At 29.3% G+C, this 19,141-nt stretch carries 14 protein-coding genes; 3 read left to right on the forward strand and 11 right to left on the reverse strand.

The annotated features are described in order from the left end of the window. Nucleotides 1-50 precede the first annotated feature (50 nt). The 10 genes from H9660_RS16530 to nagA form a co-directional block, all read right to left on the reverse strand. Nucleotides 51-176 (reverse strand): hypothetical protein, encoded by a 126-nt coding sequence (locus H9660_RS16530; protein ID WP_279289593.1) that lies wholly within the window; start codon nt 174-176, stop codon nt 51-53. Nucleotides 177-190: 14 nt separating this feature from the next. Then, a complete protein-coding gene (groES, locus tag H9660_RS11210) occupies nt 191-475 on the reverse strand; it encodes a co-chaperone GroES (RefSeq protein WP_066890150.1) in 285 nt (94 codons plus the stop codon). Between the two features lie 675 nt (nt 476-1,150). Next, the gene (locus H9660_RS11215) at nt 1,151-2,644 is read right to left on the reverse strand and encodes a 4Fe-4S dicluster domain-containing protein (RefSeq protein WP_191750468.1); all 1,494 of its coding nucleotides are present in this window, start codon (nt 2,642-2,644) and stop codon (nt 1,151-1,153) included. Nucleotides 2,645-2,801: 157 nt separating this feature from the next. Beyond that, nucleotides 2,802-4,106, reverse strand: a complete 1,305-nt coding sequence (locus H9660_RS11220; RefSeq protein ID WP_191750469.1) for a class II D-tagatose-bisphosphate aldolase, non-catalytic subunit — start codon at nt 4,104-4,106, stop codon at nt 2,802-2,804. Between the two features lie 112 nt (nt 4,107-4,218). Continuing rightward, nucleotides 4,219-5,073 carry a tagatose bisphosphate family class II aldolase gene (locus H9660_RS11225; RefSeq protein ID WP_191750470.1) on the reverse strand — a complete coding sequence of 285 codons (855 nt, stop codon included), beginning with the start codon at nt 5,071-5,073 and terminating at the stop codon, nt 4,219-4,221. Between the two features lie 79 nt (nt 5,074-5,152). Continuing rightward, entirely contained in the window at nt 5,153-6,322 is a 1,170-nt protein-coding gene (locus tag H9660_RS11230) for an SIS domain-containing protein (RefSeq protein ID WP_191750471.1), read from the reverse strand. Between the two features lie 65 nt (nt 6,323-6,387). Continuing rightward, the gene (locus tag H9660_RS11235; RefSeq protein ID WP_191750472.1) at nt 6,388-7,116 is read right to left on the reverse strand and encodes a GntR family transcriptional regulator; all 729 of its coding nucleotides are present in this window, start codon (nt 7,114-7,116) and stop codon (nt 6,388-6,390) included. Between the two features lie 215 nt (nt 7,117-7,331). Next, nucleotides 7,332-13,988, reverse strand: coding sequence for a discoidin domain-containing protein (locus H9660_RS11240; protein WP_191750473.1), 6,657 nt, complete (start codon nt 13,986-13,988; stop codon nt 7,332-7,334). Between the two features lie 58 nt (nt 13,989-14,046). Continuing rightward, nucleotides 14,047-14,574, reverse strand: a complete 528-nt coding sequence (locus H9660_RS11245) for a hypothetical protein (RefSeq protein ID WP_191750474.1) — start codon at nt 14,572-14,574, stop codon at nt 14,047-14,049. Then, a complete protein-coding gene (gene nagA / locus H9660_RS11250) occupies nt 14,574-15,713 on the reverse strand; it encodes an N-acetylglucosamine-6-phosphate deacetylase (protein ID WP_191750475.1) in 1,140 nt (379 codons plus the stop codon). Before nagA ends, H9660_RS11245 begins: the two co-directional genes overlap by 1 nt. Before the next feature lie 172 nt (nt 15,714-15,885). On the opposite strand from nagA, the gene H9660_RS11255 reads away from it, so the two are divergent. Together H9660_RS11255 and yajC are read left to right on the forward strand one after the other, a co-directional pair. Continuing rightward, entirely contained in the window at nt 15,886-16,317 is a 432-nt protein-coding gene (locus tag H9660_RS11255; RefSeq protein WP_191750476.1) for a PTS sugar transporter subunit IIA domain-containing protein, read from the forward strand. A gap of 2 nt (nt 16,318-16,319) precedes the next feature. Beyond that, nucleotides 16,320-16,598, forward strand: a complete 279-nt coding sequence (gene yajC / locus H9660_RS11260; RefSeq protein ID WP_191750477.1) for a preprotein translocase subunit YajC — start codon at nt 16,320-16,322, stop codon at nt 16,596-16,598. A 613-nt stretch (nt 16,599-17,211) separates the two neighbouring features. Here the strand turns inward: yajC and H9660_RS11265 are convergent. Next, nucleotides 17,212-18,381: a helix-turn-helix domain-containing protein gene (locus H9660_RS11265; RefSeq protein WP_191750478.1), complete on the reverse strand. Its 1,170-nt coding sequence runs from the start codon at nt 18,379-18,381 to the stop codon at nt 17,212-17,214. A 277-nt stretch (nt 18,382-18,658) separates the two neighbouring features. Between H9660_RS11265 and agaV the strand changes: the two genes are divergently transcribed. Next, nucleotides 18,659-19,135: a PTS N-acetylgalactosamine transporter subunit IIB gene (gene agaV / locus H9660_RS11270; protein WP_191750479.1), complete on the forward strand. Its 477-nt coding sequence runs from the start codon at nt 18,659-18,661 to the stop codon at nt 19,133-19,135. The last annotated feature ends 6 nt before the right edge of the window (nt 19,136-19,141 follow it).

Raw genomic sequence — 19,141 nt, forward strand, 5'->3', positions numbered from 1 at the left:
TACTTCTCACAGTGATAGTTCTAATCAATAGATTAGGCTAAGCTTTTCACTTAACAACAAGTCGCACCATTTCTGCCCTTAGGCCCTAATGTAACTTTAACTGTATCTGCTAATATATCAACACCAACTTGCATTGATCTTCTTGCATCTTCACTGAACTTAATCATTTTTGCCATATCTAATTCCTCCCCTATTCAACTATTGCTAATATATCATCTTGTTTTAAAATAGTGTATTCTTCACCATCAACCTTAACTTCTGTTCCGGCATATTTTGAATAAAGAACTTTATCTCCTACTTTAACTTCCATTTCTATTCTATTTCCATCTACTAAAGCTCCTGGTCCAACAGCAACTACTTTCGCCTCTTGTGGTCTTTCCTTTGCAGTTCCTGTTAAAACAATCCCACTTTTAGTTGTTTCTTCTGCTTCTAATTTTTTAATAACTACTCTATCTGCTAGTGGTTTAATATTCATAAAAAAATCCCTCCTATATATAAAAATTGTTACCCTTTTATATTAGCACTCACCACTCATTAGTGCTAACAATTTTATGATAATCTTTTAATATCCTTTTTTCAAATTGTAAGCCATATATTTTTCACTTAAATTTAATAAATATTGCCATTTACCATAAATTATTTCCTTTTTTCTTATATTTATAACTATTATCGTTTATTTAAACACTCTTTTATTATATGTTAAGAATTAATATTTAAGACTTACTTTTTTGTAAAGTAAATCCTAAGAATATCCAATATAAAGGTGCTACTATTATAACACTAATATTGAAAAAACTCTGAACTAAATATCCTACTAATATTAATAATATAATTTTTGAACTATCATTATTAATATTTCCAATTAATTTACGTATTATTAATCCAATTAAAATTAAATATGCTAATAAATTAAATATTCCATCAAATTATATTAATACTCTCACTTTTTAAATTCTATAAAAAAGTCTTAAAGTATCATATCCAGGCTCTTCCTTACAGCTCTAAGTCACCTTGCTATGATATTTTAACACTTCCAAACTGAAGGAAGGAAATTATAAAATCTTATTCACAGGGTGACATTTTATAATTTCCTATAAATTTATTTGCTTTAATCAGTAAATAAAACTAAACAAAATCTGAGTTTCATTTATTAGTGTCTTTCTAAATCTATCTCTTTATATTCATCCAGCTTTTCATTACTAATAACAGATTTTTTGGTAGCTTGAGCATTTATTTTATTAAATGTTAACTTTGACTTAAATGGACTAATTATTGTTCCTGCTCCATTTATACATCCACCTTCACACATCATTCCTTCAATAAAATTTCCTTGTAGTTTACCTAGTTTTGCTAGTGTCATTGTTTTCTTTATTTCACTTCCACCTGAAACCTTAACAGGCTTAAAGCTAACCTCTAACCCCTGACTTTTAATGTAATTTTCGATAGCAGCTGTTAATCCCCCTTGAGCTCCAAACCCTCTTCCAAATATTGAAGCATCATCAACCACTTCTTCTTCACATTTTTCTATATCAACATCAAAAGCACTAAATAACGCTACTAATTCCTCAAAAGTTAAAACGTAATCTACTGCCCCTCTTAATGCTTCTCTTGCAGCTTCACTCTTTTTAGCAGTACAAGGTCCTATAAATACAACCTTTGCATCTTTATCTAAACTCTTAATATATCTAGCTGTAGCTATCATTGGAGATACTGTTCCTGAAGTTCTTTTAACTTCTGAAGGCATAGTTTTTTCTATATAATTTAGAAATCCTGGACAACATGAATTTGTCATATATAAATCTCCATTTTCCATTCTTTCTAAAAACTCTTTACTTTCATGTACAGTTACAGCATCAGCTCCACAAGCTGCTTCTATCATATCTAAAAATCCTAGTTTTTTAATTGCATTTTTTATTTTTCCATAACTTATTTTAGGTCCAAATTGCCCTGTAATTGCAGGAGCAACTATTGCATACATTTTTCTTCCTCTTTTTAGTCTTTTTGCAACTGGTACTATTAAACTTTTATCTGAAATAGCTCCAAAAGGACATGCATTCATACAGCTACCACAGTTTACACAAACTTCTTCCTTTATCATTGCTCTTCTATCACTTTGATTTATATCTAAAGCCCCTGTTGGACAAACTTTTTTACAAGGCCTCATCACTTCCGCAATAGCATTATATGGACATGCATTTTTACACATTCCACATTCTTTACATAATTCTTGATTAATATAGGCTCTTCCACCCGCATAGGTTATTGCTCCAAAATTACATACTTCACGGCATTTATGCGCTATACAGTTTCTACAGGAATCAGTAACACTAAATTTATTAATTGGACACCTATCACAAGCCGCTTCTATAACATAAATAATTTGATCATCTTCTCTAATATCTACAAACTCATCATCTATGTTATCCCCATTAGATAAATATCCTGAAGCAAGCTTTGCTCTTTCTAGTACTATTGCTCTTTCTTTATAAACACAACATCTATACATAGCTTTATTTCCCTGAATTATTTCATAAGGAATTCTTTCTATGGATTCAATAGTTAATTTATCATCTTTAGCTAATTTTGCAACTTCTGTTAGAACATCATGCTTTAATTTCTTTAACTGAGTCTCAAATTGAAACATACCAAAATCCTCCTATATATTAAATTTAAAACAATACTCCCCAAGATTATTATATCAGTTAATTTATACCAATTGTTTTATTCTGAATATTCAGACTTATTAATTTGATAAAATTTTAATCTTGCTTATTTTTATATGGGATATTAATCTTTCAATATTAATTGCATCTTACTGCCAAAATATAATCATCTATATATTCACCTATTCTATCTTTTATTAATTCTTCCACTGTAGGAGACAATTTTCCATTTCTAATTTTTTTATATTGTTCATGCATAAATTGACTAATAAGAGTAATTGGTATTTCTATATCACTTAAGTTTTTAATAAGTTTTTCTAAGGCTAAATTAACCTCTTCCTTTGGCATGTAATATCTTGCTCTATCTGATAAACTATATTTTCTTTCTAGATTTACCTTTGATTCTTCTCCTATATAATGATTTATCCAATCCTTAGGATCTTTTTTCATACTATTATCTAATACTTCTATAAACTTAGATAATTCCATGTCTTTTCTATCTTTAAATAATTCGTTTTCAATATGGTTTAATGAAAATACTGCCTCTCTAAATCCATAGGTAAGTGCTGGTCCAACTTTTAAAATAGCAAAACCATCCTCTACCATTTCTCTTAATGTTTCTGCTGTTTGATAATCAGTTGAATGAGCTTCAAATACTAAATTAGAATAACCCTTTAATGATTTACTTAATTCCTTTGCTTTATCTCTATTATATTCCCAAATATCCCCGCTACCAAATTCAACACCAGGTTGTACTACAATTCCAACAACATATTTAAATGCTTCCTCTAGACCAAAAGCCTTAAAAGTATCTTCAAAAGCTTTTATAGTACTTTTTAAATCTTCTTTGCTAGTTATAGTAGGTCCCTCTTCTTCTTGAGCTCCTCCTGGAATAGGCACTTCACTTCCTATAATATAAATAGGATGTATGGCATCTGGATTTAATTTCTTTAATTTTAAATAAGCCTCCTCAGAAATTTTGCATAATTCAGCTGCTCTATAAGCTATTAAATCATCGCCAAAAATATTTCCTTCAATATCCCCTAATAAGGGCATACTAGTATCAATATGGATTTTAGTAAATCCAGCTAGTACATATTCTTTTATTAATTCTTTAGCATTATCCATTGCCATTCTAGAATCTATATTCCTCCATGTTAAAGGTCCTAAGTGATCTCCTCCCAGTACTATTCTTTCTTTAGGAAAGGATAATTTATCTGCTAATTTATATATATAATTAACATAATCCTTTGGAGTCATCCCAGTATAACCTCCGAACTGATCTACTTGATTTGCTGTAGCTTCTATCACTAATAACATATCTTCATTTAATAGTTTTGTCATTGCAGCTTCTATTACGTAATTATTAGAACAACATACCGAGAATACTCCTTGAATTTCCCCACTCTTATATCTATTAACCATATTTTTTATTGGATTCATAAATTTTTACCCCTCAATTTCTAATTTTTATATAAAAGAAAAGAAAATAACACTTAAGTTTTCACTTTTACATTATTTTCTCTCCTGTTTATTAGATATTATTTAAATATTATTAAGCTCTACCATTGCTTCCACAAACCATTATCTTCTCTGCAACTACTCTTCTCATAGCTTCTTTTCCTGGTTCCATATATTTTCTTGGATCATTAGCCTCTGGATTTTCTATAAAATATTTTTTCACTGCATCTGAAAATGGTATTTTTAAATCTGTTGCTACATTCACTTTACATATACCTAAAGAAATTGCTTTCTTTACTAATTCATCAGGTATATTTGATGCTCCATGTAGTACTAATGGTACATCTACTACATCTCTTATTTCTTTTAATCTATCAAAATCTAATTTTGCTTCACCATGATATAGACCATGTGCTGTTCCAATAGCAACTGCTAAAGAGTCTATACCTGTTCTTTCAACATATTCTTTTGCCTGTTTAGGATTAGTAAACTTTGTATCCTTTTCATCTACTATTAAATCATCCTCTTGTCCACCTAATCTTCCAAGCTCTGCTTCAACTGTAGCATCATATTTATGTGCATATTCTACTACTGTCTTAACTATTTCAATATTTTCTTCAAAAGGCGAATGAGAAGCATCAATCATTACAGATTTAAATCCTAAATCCACATAATGTTTTATTTCTTCTACATCTTCATAATGATCTAAGTGTATAGCAATTGGAATATCATGCTGTTTTGCTGCTACATTTGCCATTGCTACAATATACTCTCCTCCTGCGTATTTAATAGTTGATGGAGTTCCTGCTAATATTACTGGAGATTTTAATTCTGCTGCAGTTTCTACAACTACCTCTAATGTTTCTAGATTGTGAATATTAAATGCTGGTACTGCATACCCCTCTCTTTGCGCTTTGTTTAGCATTTCTCTTGTTGATATTATACTCATATCATTTCAACTCCTTTTTTATAAATTCAAATTCCCTTTTATTTATCTATCTCATCCTTAGTAATTTTTTAATATATTTTTAAATACTTTTTTTGTATTTATGAATAACTACACCCTTTACAACTCTATTTACAGTTCCATCTGGTCTTGGATTGTCTGGAGAAATTCCTAACTTTAATGAGCTAAATACTCCAAACATTTGACCAAATAACATATAATTAAATACTGTAAATATTTCTGGAATTGCTTGTCCATCTATTTCTATATACTTTGTACATAAATCATTTAATTCTTCATTCTTCCTGTAACTAATTACTGCTAGTTTATGATTTCCATTATCTGCACTAATTTCTCTTATTAAATCCATATCGTATAAATTAGTATATTCATTACTAGAATTCATAAATATAACTAATGTCTCATCATCTATTATTGACTTAGGTCCATGCCTAAACCCTAAAACAGATTCACATACTGTAACTTTTTTACCACTAGTAAGTTCAAGATTTTTAAGAGCCATTTCTTGACATAATCCTTTTAGTATTCCAGAACCTAAATAAACTATTCTTTCTGAATCATAATCTACTAGTTCTTTTACATATTGCCATTTATTTTCTAGAATATCATTACCTTGATTAACTACTATATCTACATATTTTTTATTTTCATCTATATTTTCTATATCAAAAGCTAATATTGTAGCTAATAACATACAGCTAAAGGAGCTTGTCATAGCAAAACTCTTATCATTAGAAAGCTCCGGCATTAATAAGCAAAGATTATTATTACAATCTCCAGCTTTTTTAGCTAGGCTACCATCCTTGTTACAGGTAATTACAAGTTGCGATATATCTTTTACATTTTCTTGGAATATATCATAAGCTCCAACACTCTCTGGACTATTTCCTGATCTAGCGTAAGACACTAATATAGTTGGTGTATCTTCCTCTATAAATTCATATGGATTTGATACTAAATCTGTTGTAGCTATTGCCTCTACTCGCAAATTCAACTTCTTTGACAAATATAAATAAGCTGTATCCCCTACATAATCTGATGTTCCTGCCCCAGTTAGAATTATTCTAGTATTAGATTTAAGCCTTCTCTTAAAAAAGTCTTTTATATAGTTTTCATTATCCTTTACTATATTGTAAGTTTCTAACCAAAGCTTTGGTTGCTGCCTTATTTCAGTTGCAGTATATGTTGCTCCTAAGGCATTAATTTTATCAAGTTCCATTCCAAAAATCATTTTAACCCCTCCTCAACTGTTAATGTTGTCATTACCAGTTGTTTTAAAAAAATTTTATTTTGTTTTTAATTATTTAACTTCACCCTATATTTAAATTTGTCTCCCCTAGCTACACTTACTGTATACTCAATTACATTTTCATTTTCATAAGTCAATCTTTCTATTTTTAAGCTTGGTGAGCCTTCTTTAATATCTAAGTAAATACTTTCTAATTTATTAGTCAAAATTGGCATAAAATATTCCTCAGCTGATGTAATTCTAACATTAAAATCTTTAATTAAAACATCATACATTGGATTTTCTTCTAACTGTTCTTTTGTTATTCCCTCAAACCTACTAAAAGGAAGATATGTAGTCTCATACATCATATGAACTTCATCTGCTTTTCTAATTCTAGATACTCTATATAATAACTCTTCACTATCTATTTTGAATATATTACTTATTTTATCCCCTGCTTGAACTACCTCAAAACCAGTAACTTCTGAAGTAGGAACCTTTCCTACTTTTTTCATTTCCTCAGTAAATGAATAAAATGAAATTAAGTCTTGATTCATTCTTTTAGACGATACGAAAGTACCCTTTCCATGAACCTTGTATATATATCCTTCCTTTTCAAGCTCATCCATAGCTTGTCTTACAGTGGTTCTACTTACATTATAAATTTCACATATTTCTCTTTCAGAAAGTATTCGATCATTTTCTTCCAACTTATTTTCTATCATGTCTATTAAAATATTCATAAGTTGTAAGTATAGGGGCATTCTAGAGCTTTTATCTACTATTGCACTCATTAAATTCACCTCATTGATCTTATTTTTAATTATATTCTAATAATTAATAAAAAAATAATTACACGCTATGCTTATTTATCTTTTTAGAATCTATTATTAATTTTAATTTTAAATGATATATTTTTTTATGTCAATATATTCCTTACCAGTTTTATACAAACAGTAGATAAACTCTTATAATAAAGTCTACCTACTATTTGTAATAATTTTTTTAATTATTTAATCTTTCTTTTCCTTACAATAACAGTTCCTAATAACGAAGTTAATGTTCCAATTACAGCTATTGTGCTAGATGATGCTCCTCCTGTATTTGGTAATTTACCACCATTATTTTTATTGCTATTACCATTTCCGTTGTTTCCATTGTTTCCGTTATTGCTATTATTATCAGTACTACTTGAACTTCCACTACTAGTTGAGTCTCCACCACTAGTGCTATTTCCATCACCTTCAGTATTAGTGTTTCCACTGCCTCCGGCACTTGCAATTTCTAAACCTTCTAAAGCTGACTTTAATCCATTTGCTGCTTCATCTAATTCATTTTGACTAGCTTCTTCTTTGTTTAAAATAGATCTACTATTAGCTAATTCTAAAGTAACCTTAGTAGCACTTTCCTTAGTATATTTAGATAAATCTATTGCTTCAGCCTTACTTATCAAATCTTCAAGAATAGATTTATCTGGGATTAATCTTAAGTCAAGATAAGCTTTTATTAACTTATTATAAGCTTCATTTATTTCTTCTTGACTTGCATCCTTATTGCTTAATATTCCCTTAGCATAATCTAACTCTACTTTTAAATTATTAACACTGCCTACTGTATACTTAGATAAATCTTTAGCTTCTAATACATCTACTAATTCTCTAAGTTTAGAATTATCAGCTACTATTTCTAATTCAAAGAATGCCTTATTCAAACTTTCATAAGTTTTAGCAACTTCTTCTTCCATTGCATTTTCATCTGCAATTACTTTTTCAGCTTTTTCAAGTTGAACTTGCAATACATTCCAAGTTGAAGTTGTATATTTACTTTCATCTAAAACTTTAATTATTTCAACAAGTCCTTTAAGCTTTTCTTTATCTCCCTTTTTGAATTCTAGCATATGAATTGCCTTTACTAATCTATTTTCAGCTATATCTACTTGAGCTTGTGTAGCATTTTCATTAGCTAAAACTTCTTTAGCTTCTTTTAATGCAGCTTCAAGTTCCTTAATCACTGCTGGAACAACATCTTCAAGTTCTCCATTTGCCTTTAAGTTTTGAACATATTCTATAGCCATTGCTATAACTGTTTTATTAACTTCTTTAACATCATCTTTCTTAACAAGATTATCAATTGTGTCACTTAAAATATTAATTGCTTCATTAACTTGTTCTTGAGTTACTGAATTATCATTTAATATTTCCTTAGCTGCATCAAGTGCTACCTTAACTGCATTAAAGCTTTCTGATGTATAATCCGCTTCAATTAATGCCTCTGCTTCGCTAATCTTATTACTTAAATTTGATTTATCTACTTCTAACTGTCCATAAAATTTAAGTTCAGCAATGCTTGCATATTTATCACGAGTAGCCCCTAAAGTTTTTAATGCAGTAAATCTAACATATTGAGCCTTAGTAGTATTGAAAAGTATTGGATTATATCCCTTATTTTCCAATCCATAACCATTGCTTGCTTCTTTAAAGGTTCCTTTTCTAACTTCTGTCCAGTTTTCGTTATCCATGCTTGTTTCAATTAAATATTCTGTTACATGACCATTTATACTGCTTTGTCTTGGTAAATAATCAATTTGATTAATATTATAAGCCTCATCTAGTTTAACTACTATTGAAACTGGCAACTTATCACTAGCTTGATATCCAGAATGCCATATTGTATTTTCATCTCCATCCACAGCATTTTCCATAAAGTCACTATCTGCTTCAGTAGTTGCAAATATAGCCTCTAATTTGCTAAAGTCAATTACATTTAAGTTAGCTTCGTCACGTTCTTTTAATCCATTTATAGCTGTTCTTATTGATATAATTGCAGAACTTAATTCTGATTCTGTCTTTGCTTTTTCTAATACTTCTTCAGCATTTTCGATAGATTCTAGTAATTTTGAATAAGTTTCCTCTGTATAAATTTCACTATTCTTTGAGTATGACTTACCTTTTTCAATAGCCTCAATTAATACAGATTTATCAAATCCATCAAGCACTGTAATTTCATGTTCAACGCTAAGATTTCCATCAGCAGTTGTAGCCTTTATCTTTGCTGTCCCTGGATTAACCCCTCTCAAATAATACGTAACCGAATTATCGTTATCTACACGTATAACCTTTACTACATCTTCATTTTCTGAAGTAACTTTATAATTTAAATTTGAAGTTTCAGGTAATACTTTTGCAAATATAGGAGCTATCTTATTTACATAAAGATTCGTTGGTGCATTTTCTAAGAATTCTATTGATGATGGAGCTTGTAGCTTTTCTTCATAGAACTCTATTTCATTTATTGCTAAAGTATTAATATCTTTATTGGACTCAAGTGCTGTAATAACAATTTTATCGAATGTTTGATTATTCAACTCATAAATAGTTTTTGCAGTTGTAATATTAGATTGTTCTCCTAAATCAGTTGCAACACCATTTAAATATCCTACTGCTTTTACCTTCTTTAATGCTGCAATATTATTTTTACCATCTGAGCTTATACGATTATATATAGTAAAATTACTAAACTTCTTTGCTTCATTAAATGTAAATGTCATTTCAAATGGAAGTTTTCCTTTATCAACTTGATCAGAAGTATATACCCATTTTAAATCCATACGTGAACTATCATCACTACTTGTAGTACCATCTATTAATTTATTTAATCCCATTCCAGATTGTAATTGTGATTCATCACCCGTTACGGTAATACTTTCTTTTCCAATCTTCACTACTGAATCTTTCTCACCTGGCAATGGATCTTCCGGATTAGTAATATTAGCAATTGCATTTTTAGAATTTAGGTTACTATCAACTACTAATGCATCACTTAATACTAAGTCGAAATTAATATCACCCTTTGCTTTTAAAGTAATTGTTGCTAATGTATCTGTTCCATTTATTCTGATTTCATTTCCTATATTGGTAAATACTGTGTAAATATCCTGTTTATTATTACTATGAACTCTAAGCTTTGATAAGTTTTTCATTGATGAAGTTGCAATTGTAGATTCCGGTCCCTTAACTAACTCGTATTTACTTGAATCTAAAGGAATCTCAGCACTAAAGGCATTAACATCTGATAGTCCAGTACCGACAACATCAACTGTGAATGTTTCACCTGCTGAAATATTTGTTTTACTAGGAACTAGCATAACTTCTCCAGCAACTTTTCCACCTTCTGTTGGTAGTATACCACCTTCTAATTGCCTTGCTACATAACTTATATCATACGCATCAATAATATTATTAAAGTTTAAATCCGCCATGGAAACATAATCCCAGTCTGCATCCACAGATGATAACCCTGTATAGTTTTGAAGGAATGTTAAATCTCCATCTTCTATACTTCCACCATTATTCCAATCACCAACAATTTGTCCCTTAGTTCCATCTACCATGTATGGTCTAAACTCTCTTAAAGCCATAAAATTACCAACTGATTCTTTTGTTACAATCTTAAAGTAACGAGCCTTAATTGTAGAATCAAATTCTATAGTTTTTACTTGTCCATCAGTAGACCAAGCTGCATTTCCAGAATCACTAGCATTGCTAAATACTTTTTGATAGTTCACTCCATCTAAACTACTATATATTTCTGCACGCTTTACAGAACCATTTCCTGCATTTCTAAATAAAATCTCTAATTTTTCAATTTGATAAGCTTTTTGCATATCAATTATGAATGGCTTATCAATAGCACTTCCTTTTGAATGGAATTGAGAGTTATCATCTCCATCTACTGCATTTGCTGGTACATCAGTACTATACTGTCCCTCTGTCCAAGTTACTTTCATATCTTTAGGAACATTTCTATATGGGTCTAAATCAGTTTTTACCTTTAAGATTTCACTCCACTCTGAATAACCATCTTTATTTACACTACGAATACGATAACTATACTCAGTATCAAAATCTAAATCTTTATGAACATATTCTGTTGATGTTATATTTTTTTGTATTATTCCATCAATTTCAATTTCATAAGATTCTGCTCCTTCTACCTCAGCCCAAGTTAAATTAATTGAACTTGAAGTTATTAAATCTTCTGGAGCTATGAAATTGCTAGGAATACTTAATGATTTATTTATTTCATTTTTAGAAGTATCCTGAGTATTTATAAAATCATTAATAGTTAACTCAACTTCATTAACCTTTACATCTGTTTTATCTACCTTTACATAAAGCTTAGGAGTTGTAATTATTTCTATATCTTCAAACTCTGATCCTTCTGTAGAATATTTATTAAGGTTTGGACTTTCATCATAGAAATATAAGTTTGTTCCATTTTCAAATTCTTCTAAAGATGTAGCTTCTTCTAATGAAACATTTTCATTTCCAACTTTTAATTCTAAATCCGTTGGCTTTTCACTAACATTTACAATAAATTCTGTCGATCTTTCTGTAACAATACCCTCATAATTTCCTTCTAATAGTCCAGCCTTAATAACAGCCTTGCCTTTTCCAGTCTTAGGAGCTGATGAAGTTATCATTGTTGTTGCTGATTTTCCATCCTTATAGTCTGTTGTTAGTCCATCATCTTCATAAACTTCAAAACTAGTATCTCCACTTGGATATACTTCAAGTATTCTTTGTGAATCGTCTATATCATCTGGAGTATTATTTTCATTAGCCATTGGAATTATAGCACCATTCTTCACGAATAAAGGTAATTTCCATACAGGGGCATCAAAGTTATTTAATACTCCACCACCTCTATATTGTTTTCCTGTAAAATAGTCAATCCATATTTGATCCTCATCAGGAAGATATATATCGTTACGTATATCATTTCCTATTGAATCTGATGAAGTATCTTGATATACAGGAGCTACTAATAAATTTTCTCCCCACATATATTGATATTGAGTATTTGTTCCATAAGTATATGAATTAGGATATTCTAACATCATAGCTCGTACCATAGGAACTCCATCATTAGTCGCCTCGTTTGCAATAGTATAATTATATGGCATCATCTCAGCCTTTAACTTTAGATACATACGATTGATTGAAGTATATGGCTCTCCAAACACATATGGAGTTTTCTCATTGCTGCCCCAGCCATCCATATCTATTTCAATTGGTGTAAATGCCTTCCATTGAATATCTCTAGTTTGAATTAATTTATTTCCTCCAAATATACCATCTATATCTGATCCTACATTAGGCTGTCCAGATAATCCTGATCCTATATAAGTTGGTATATGGAAACGAATATACTCCCAATTACCTCCATATTGATCTCCTGACCAAATACCTGCATAACGCTGAGTACCAGCCCACCCATCTAAAGATACAATAAATGGTCTAGCTCTATCTAATGAATTATTTTCAATTCCTTCAGCTGCTTGTCTAACGGCATTAAGTGCAAATGAATATCCAGCTCCAACCCAAGCAACGTCTGTTTTAACTGCATTAGTTCCAGCAACACCAACTTCTTTATCTATATCACGTTGTAAGTAAACTTCCCCTACACCAGTTGGTTTTAAGCCACTTTGTGTCCATAGTCCAACTTGAATACCTTTACTTTTGCTATAATCAACAAATTCTTTTAATAATGCTATATTTCCATCAATAGTATCAGCACGACCATATCCTGCTCCATATCCATCATTAGGTAAAAACCATCCTATAGGCATATCATTGTCAACGTGATCATCTACAACTTTTTTTGCATCAACCATTAAAGTTTCTTGTCTATCAAAACCAGGTTTTTTAGTTTGAGATTCTTGTCCAGTTTCATCATTTACCCAATCACGAGCATAAGCATTTGCATGTCCTATATAGAATGCATACTCTGGTAACAATGCAGCTTTACCTGTTAAATCAGTGAACTTACTAATAATATTAGTTGGACTTTCATCTATAAAATAATAAGCATCAAAACGTTTTTCTTCATGTTTTGTAGTTACTTTTCCACTCTCAGTTGATTCAAAATCATATTGTCCTGGTTTAAATGTATGTCTCATAACACCATAGCCATTTGTTGAAAAGTAAAACGGTGTTGGACTTGAAACTCCTCCATCAACCCAGTTATTTTCATTTTTAATATTTATACTTTTTCCTTTATGAGAGAATCTACCATTTTGTTGTCCTCCACCATAAAAATATTCTCCTTGTAATGCTTCTAAGGTTTGAATAGTTTCATTAGCTTTATATTTTAATGGATCTGCTTCTTTCCATACAGTTTTGTTAGTATTTTTATTAATTAACTCCATCTTACCCGTTTCTTTTTCAACTCTTAATTCGATAACATTAGTAGAAACCTTTATAGTTTCACCATCTTCTACTACTGGTACCACAGTATTATACTCACTCTCTTGTTTATCAATAATTTTTGTTACATGGTCTTTTGAATTTGGAGTTGGCTCTTCTTGAAATTTACCTTCAGGGTCCATATATATTCTAAATACATCATTGTCTAAAAATGATACTCTAACCTTCTCTCCCGTAACCATTTCAAAAGTTATTTTGTTATCTGATTGTATATAATTTTTTACGCCACCAAGAACCTTGTAATCATTTACCTTCGATTTAATCGATGAAGCTTCTTCATTTGAATTAACACTAATTGAATAAGCATAAGTTTTTGCTGTTTGAATTGTGATACTTGATGTAAAGGCAGTTGTTAAAGCAAGAGCTGTTAGCCTTGCTATTATCATTTTTCTTTTCATAATTCCTCCTCAAACTTTTTTCTTTATTTTTAACTAGAAGGGGATAATTTTAACCTCCTTATTTATTTTTATTTATATTTATTAAAGCTATAATATTTATAACTCCAATATAAAAGCTATAAAGTGAACCTAATATACTTAAAATTAACAATATAGAATCAAAACTTTGTTGTATGGAATTTAAAATAATAAGGATGCTTAATAAAACATAAGCAAATGATTTAATTATCACTTTTTCTTTTTCCTTACTATTAATTAAGCTTTCTAATTTAGATGTTTTTCTCTCTCTTTTAAAGTTCTTTATTACTTTTAACTTCTTTAAAAAAACAAGTCTAAAATACAGTTCTACCAAAACTCCAGCTACAAGAGCAACTAAAAGTGTATTTTGAAAAGAATTAAAATAGTCTCCAAGCAAAATCATAACAATGAAAATAGTTGAATACCTATAGTAGAATAATCTAAATTTTTGTTCTACTTGCTCTGATACAACATATCCATTTTTATCAAAAACATTGTAGTAGACTCTATCACCATATCTATCTAAATATATATTATTTCCAGCTAAACTTAAGTTTTCTCTTTTCACTATAACATCACCTTACCTAAACAATATGTTTGATGTACTGAGTAATCATCATTTAGTACAACTATGTCGCTATCATACCCAACTCCTATTCTTCCCTTACGTTTATCTACTCCTAAGCACTTAGCAGGATTAATAGTACATGAATTAATAGCATAATTAAAAGGTACCATAGCTTCCTCAACTAATATTCTTAATCCTTCATTCATCTTTAAAGTAGAGCCTGCTAAACCTTTTGTTTCTACTAGATGAGCGCTTCCATCTTCATAAATTTCTATTTCATTTCCTCCAAAAATAAATTTGGATCCTGGCTTGTACCCTTTTGCCATTAAAGAATCCGTAACCATAATCCCATAGTCTGGACCTTTTGCACTAAAGAAATTATATAAAGCTGTAGCAGTAGAATGATTTCCATCACAAATTACTTCACCATACATTCCTTTAATTCTTAGTGCTGCTCCTACTAAGCCATTTTTCCTATGATTAAAAGGAGTCATGCCATTATATACATGAGTTTGAGATCTAGCTCCATGCGCAAAAGCTAATACTGCCTCTTCATACGTTGCTGCTGAATGTCCTATACTTACTACTATATCGTTACTAAATAAATACTCCGTAAGTCCATAATCTTCATCTATTTCAGTTGCTAAAGTTACATACTTTATTAATCCCTTTGATGCTTTTTGATAAGCTTGAAATTCTTTAATACTAGGTTTCACTATATGATTCTCTGGTTGAGCCCCCTTATATTCCATATCAAGATAAGGCCCTTCAAAATGAATTCCTAATATTTCTGCTCCTTCATACCCCTCTTCAACAACTTTCGCTACATTTACTAAAGCATTAGTAAGAACTTCTTTACTTTGAGTTATAGTAGTAGGTAATATAGATGTAACTCCTTCACTTGCTATATTCTTTGTCCAATTTCTTAGTCCCTGTTCATTTGAATCATTTGTATCAAAACCATAGGCTCCATGACAATGTATATCAATAAATCCTGGTAAAATTCTCTTACTACCATAATCATAAAAGTCTTTTTTTTCATTATACGAATAGATATTAACAATCTTGTTATCATCAATTTCTATTTGAGCTGGAATAAATTGATCAGCAATCCAGACTTTTTTACTCTGTATAAGCATATTATCCTTCCTCCCTTAAATTTATTTTTAATTATACACAAATTCATTTATCTTATATTTGCACTTTTCAACTTACATATTATATATTTCACCATCAATATTGTATTTAACTAAATGGATATTATAATTATATTTATCAAATATTGTATAATCTATTTTAGGAGATGATAAAATGATAGGATTAATAATTAGTGGACATGGTAATTTTGCTTCTGGACTACACACTTCTTTAAAACTAATTGCAGGAGAATCTGATAACATAGAATATGTAGATTTTGAAGCAACAGATTCTATAGAAGATTTAAGAGGAAAATATTTAAATTCATTACAAAACTTAGATAAATGTGATAGTATATTAGCGCTTAGCGATTTAGCTGGTGGATCGCCTTTTAAAACTTTAGTTGAAATTAAGACTGAAATAGATAAGCCAATGGAAGTTATAGCTGGTACTAATCTTCCTATGCTTCTTGAAATTTCTATGATTAAGGATATTTCAAATGATTTAAACTTTTTAACTGAATCCTCTATTGGAATAGGTAAAAACGCAATTGTAAAATTTAATTTTTTAGTTCATGAAGAAATTGAAATTGAGGATGGTATTTAATTATGATAAATTGGGAAGTTATTTTATGGACATGCATTACTGTTGGTGTATTAGTAGGAATAGCAGCTTTAATACTAATATTTATATCAGCTAAAAACATAAAAAAAAGAACCTCTGAACTTAAAGGAGTTCATCTAGAATTAAAGTCAGGAATGAAAGTTATGTTTTGTGGTGGAATTTATGGTAAGGTAGTCTCTACAAATAAGGAAAATGTAGAAATTGAGATTGCTAAAAACACAATAATTACTGTATCTAGATATGCTATTCAAAGTATAGAGTAAAACTCCCTTACTTATGAAAAAATAAAGGATAACCAAATTAAAGGGCTGTTTTATCAGCCCTTTGTTTATTTTTTGGGGAAATTATAATTAAGTAAAATATGAAGACAACTTTATGAGAGTAGTAAAATTCGTAGTACAAGAGATAGTTTTTATAATTTCCTTCCTTCAGTTTGTAGTTGTTAAAGTATCATAGCAAGGTGACTTGGAGCTGTAGGGCGGAACCTGGATATGATACTTTAACACTTTTTATTATTTAGGAAATTATATCTATAGACAAATTGTAGATAATTTTATAAGAGTAGTAAAATTCGTAGTGTAAGAATTAGTGGCTTAATAATTTCCTTCCTTCAGTTTGCAAAGAGATAAACATTGTATGACGGTGACTTGGAGCGCATGCGACGGAACAAGGAATATAATTTTAATCTCTTTTTTTATTATTCTGGAAATTATATTAAGGTGAAATATGTGGGCAACTTTATAAGATGAGTAAAATTCAGATTGTAAGAAATAGAGTTTTTATAATTTCCTTCTTTCAGTTTGTAAGTGTTAAAGTATCATAGCAAGGTGACTTGGAGCCTGCGACGGAACCTGGATATGATACTTTAACACTTTTTTATTGTTTAAATATAGTTTGTGCATATTCACTTGGACTTATCTCATAATGTTGAGTAAAGGCCCTTGAAAAGTAATGTATAGAATTAAATCCTAACATAAACGCTATTTCTGTAATAGTATATTTATTCTCCATAATCATCATTTTACTCTTTGCTAATTTTAGATCATTAATATATTTCTTAGGTGATGTATTTAGATTATTTTTAAATAATGTTTGAAGTGATGACCTAGAAATTGAAAACTTACTACAAAGTTCACTTATACTAATTGGATATGAAATTTTCTTATCAATATACTCTAGTATTCCTTCTAATAATTCATCTTGAAAATGTTGATATGATTCTTTAGACACTTTACTATAATCAAGACCTAAATAATCATATTGAAATAACCTAATTATAATTTCATGAAAGTTACTTAAAATAAGATTTTCTAAATATGGTAAAGTTATTGATATATTCTTTGCAAAAGTTCTTACTGCATTATATAATTCATTTCTACAATGAAATACTCTATTACATATTAAAGTATCATCATTACATTCCATATCAAACATAATTGTTAAATATGAACAACTTGAATCATTTTCTACAGATTGTGTATGGAACTGATTTTTACCATATACAATCAAATCTGATGAATTTAAAGTATAATCAACACCGTCAATACATGTATTTAAAGTTCCATTATCAACAAAGGTTAGTTCGTATAAATTATGCCTCTCCCCTTTAAACTTATAATTAGGACTTTTTATTGTATAATAATATGCCATTATTTCTGGAATATTTATTGTAGGTAATATTCTACTATATACATAAGGTGGATTTAAAAATTCAAGTTTAAGATTATAATTCTTTGGTATTATTAAATTAAAAGTTATCTTATCTGTCATAGAAACAATATTAAAATACATATTAGGCTTAATTGCCAATTTTCTATGAACAGAAAAAAGTTTAAAATCACCATTAATTGATTCGCTTATTAATATAGATGCCATTCCTTCAATAATTTCTATATATGTACCTTCTGTAAAGTTATATAAACTAGATATAACTTTATCACTAGTTACTATTTGATTTATTATTAAATTATCTTTAACTATGTCCTTGGCTTCATCATAAACATAACCATATTTTATAAATTTAGCACTAGTTGTTTTATCATACATATAAATCACCTCAATATAAATCGATATATAATAAAATCTTTCCATTAATTATATTCAATAAATTATATTATATAAATATTCATTAAATTCTGATTATTTATATACTATATAATACCATTAATTCAAAGTTTTTCAAAGTGTTGTTCGTTCTTTTTTTGTAAACGTTGTTAAAAAAATCAAATGAAATACTAAAAAGTCTAAATCTTTTTATTACCATTAATTATATAATTTGGTTATTCAGTAGAAATAATTACTTTTCAAAAAAGGAGGTGATATTATGGCAAATATTTTATTAACAAGAATAGATAATAGATTAATTCACGGACAAGTTGCTACTCAATGGTGTGGTTCAATTGGTGCAAACTTAATTTTAGTTGCAAATGATATTGTTGCAGAGGACAAGCTTAGACAAGGTCTAATGGATATGTGTGCACCATCTTATGCTTCAACTCGTTATTGGACATTAGATAAAACTATATCTACTATTCATAAAGCTAATGCTAAACAACTTATCTTTATAGTTTGCGAAACTCCTTCAGATGTATTAAAGCTTGTTGAAGGTGGAGTTCCAATAAAAAAAGTTAATATCGGAAACATGCACATGGCTGAAGGGAAAAGACAAGTTGTTGGATCCGTTGCAGTAGATGATAAAGATATAGAAGCATTCAAAAGATTAAAAGAATTAGGAGTAGAACTTGAAATAAGAAGAGTTCCTACTGAATCTGCTGAAAATATTGATAAGCTCTTTAAATAATTAAAT

This window comes from Clostridium gallinarum (genome assembly GCF_014836325.1).
In the GTDB taxonomy this organism is placed as follows: Bacteria; Bacillota; Clostridia; order Clostridiales; family Clostridiaceae; genus Clostridium; species Clostridium gallinarum.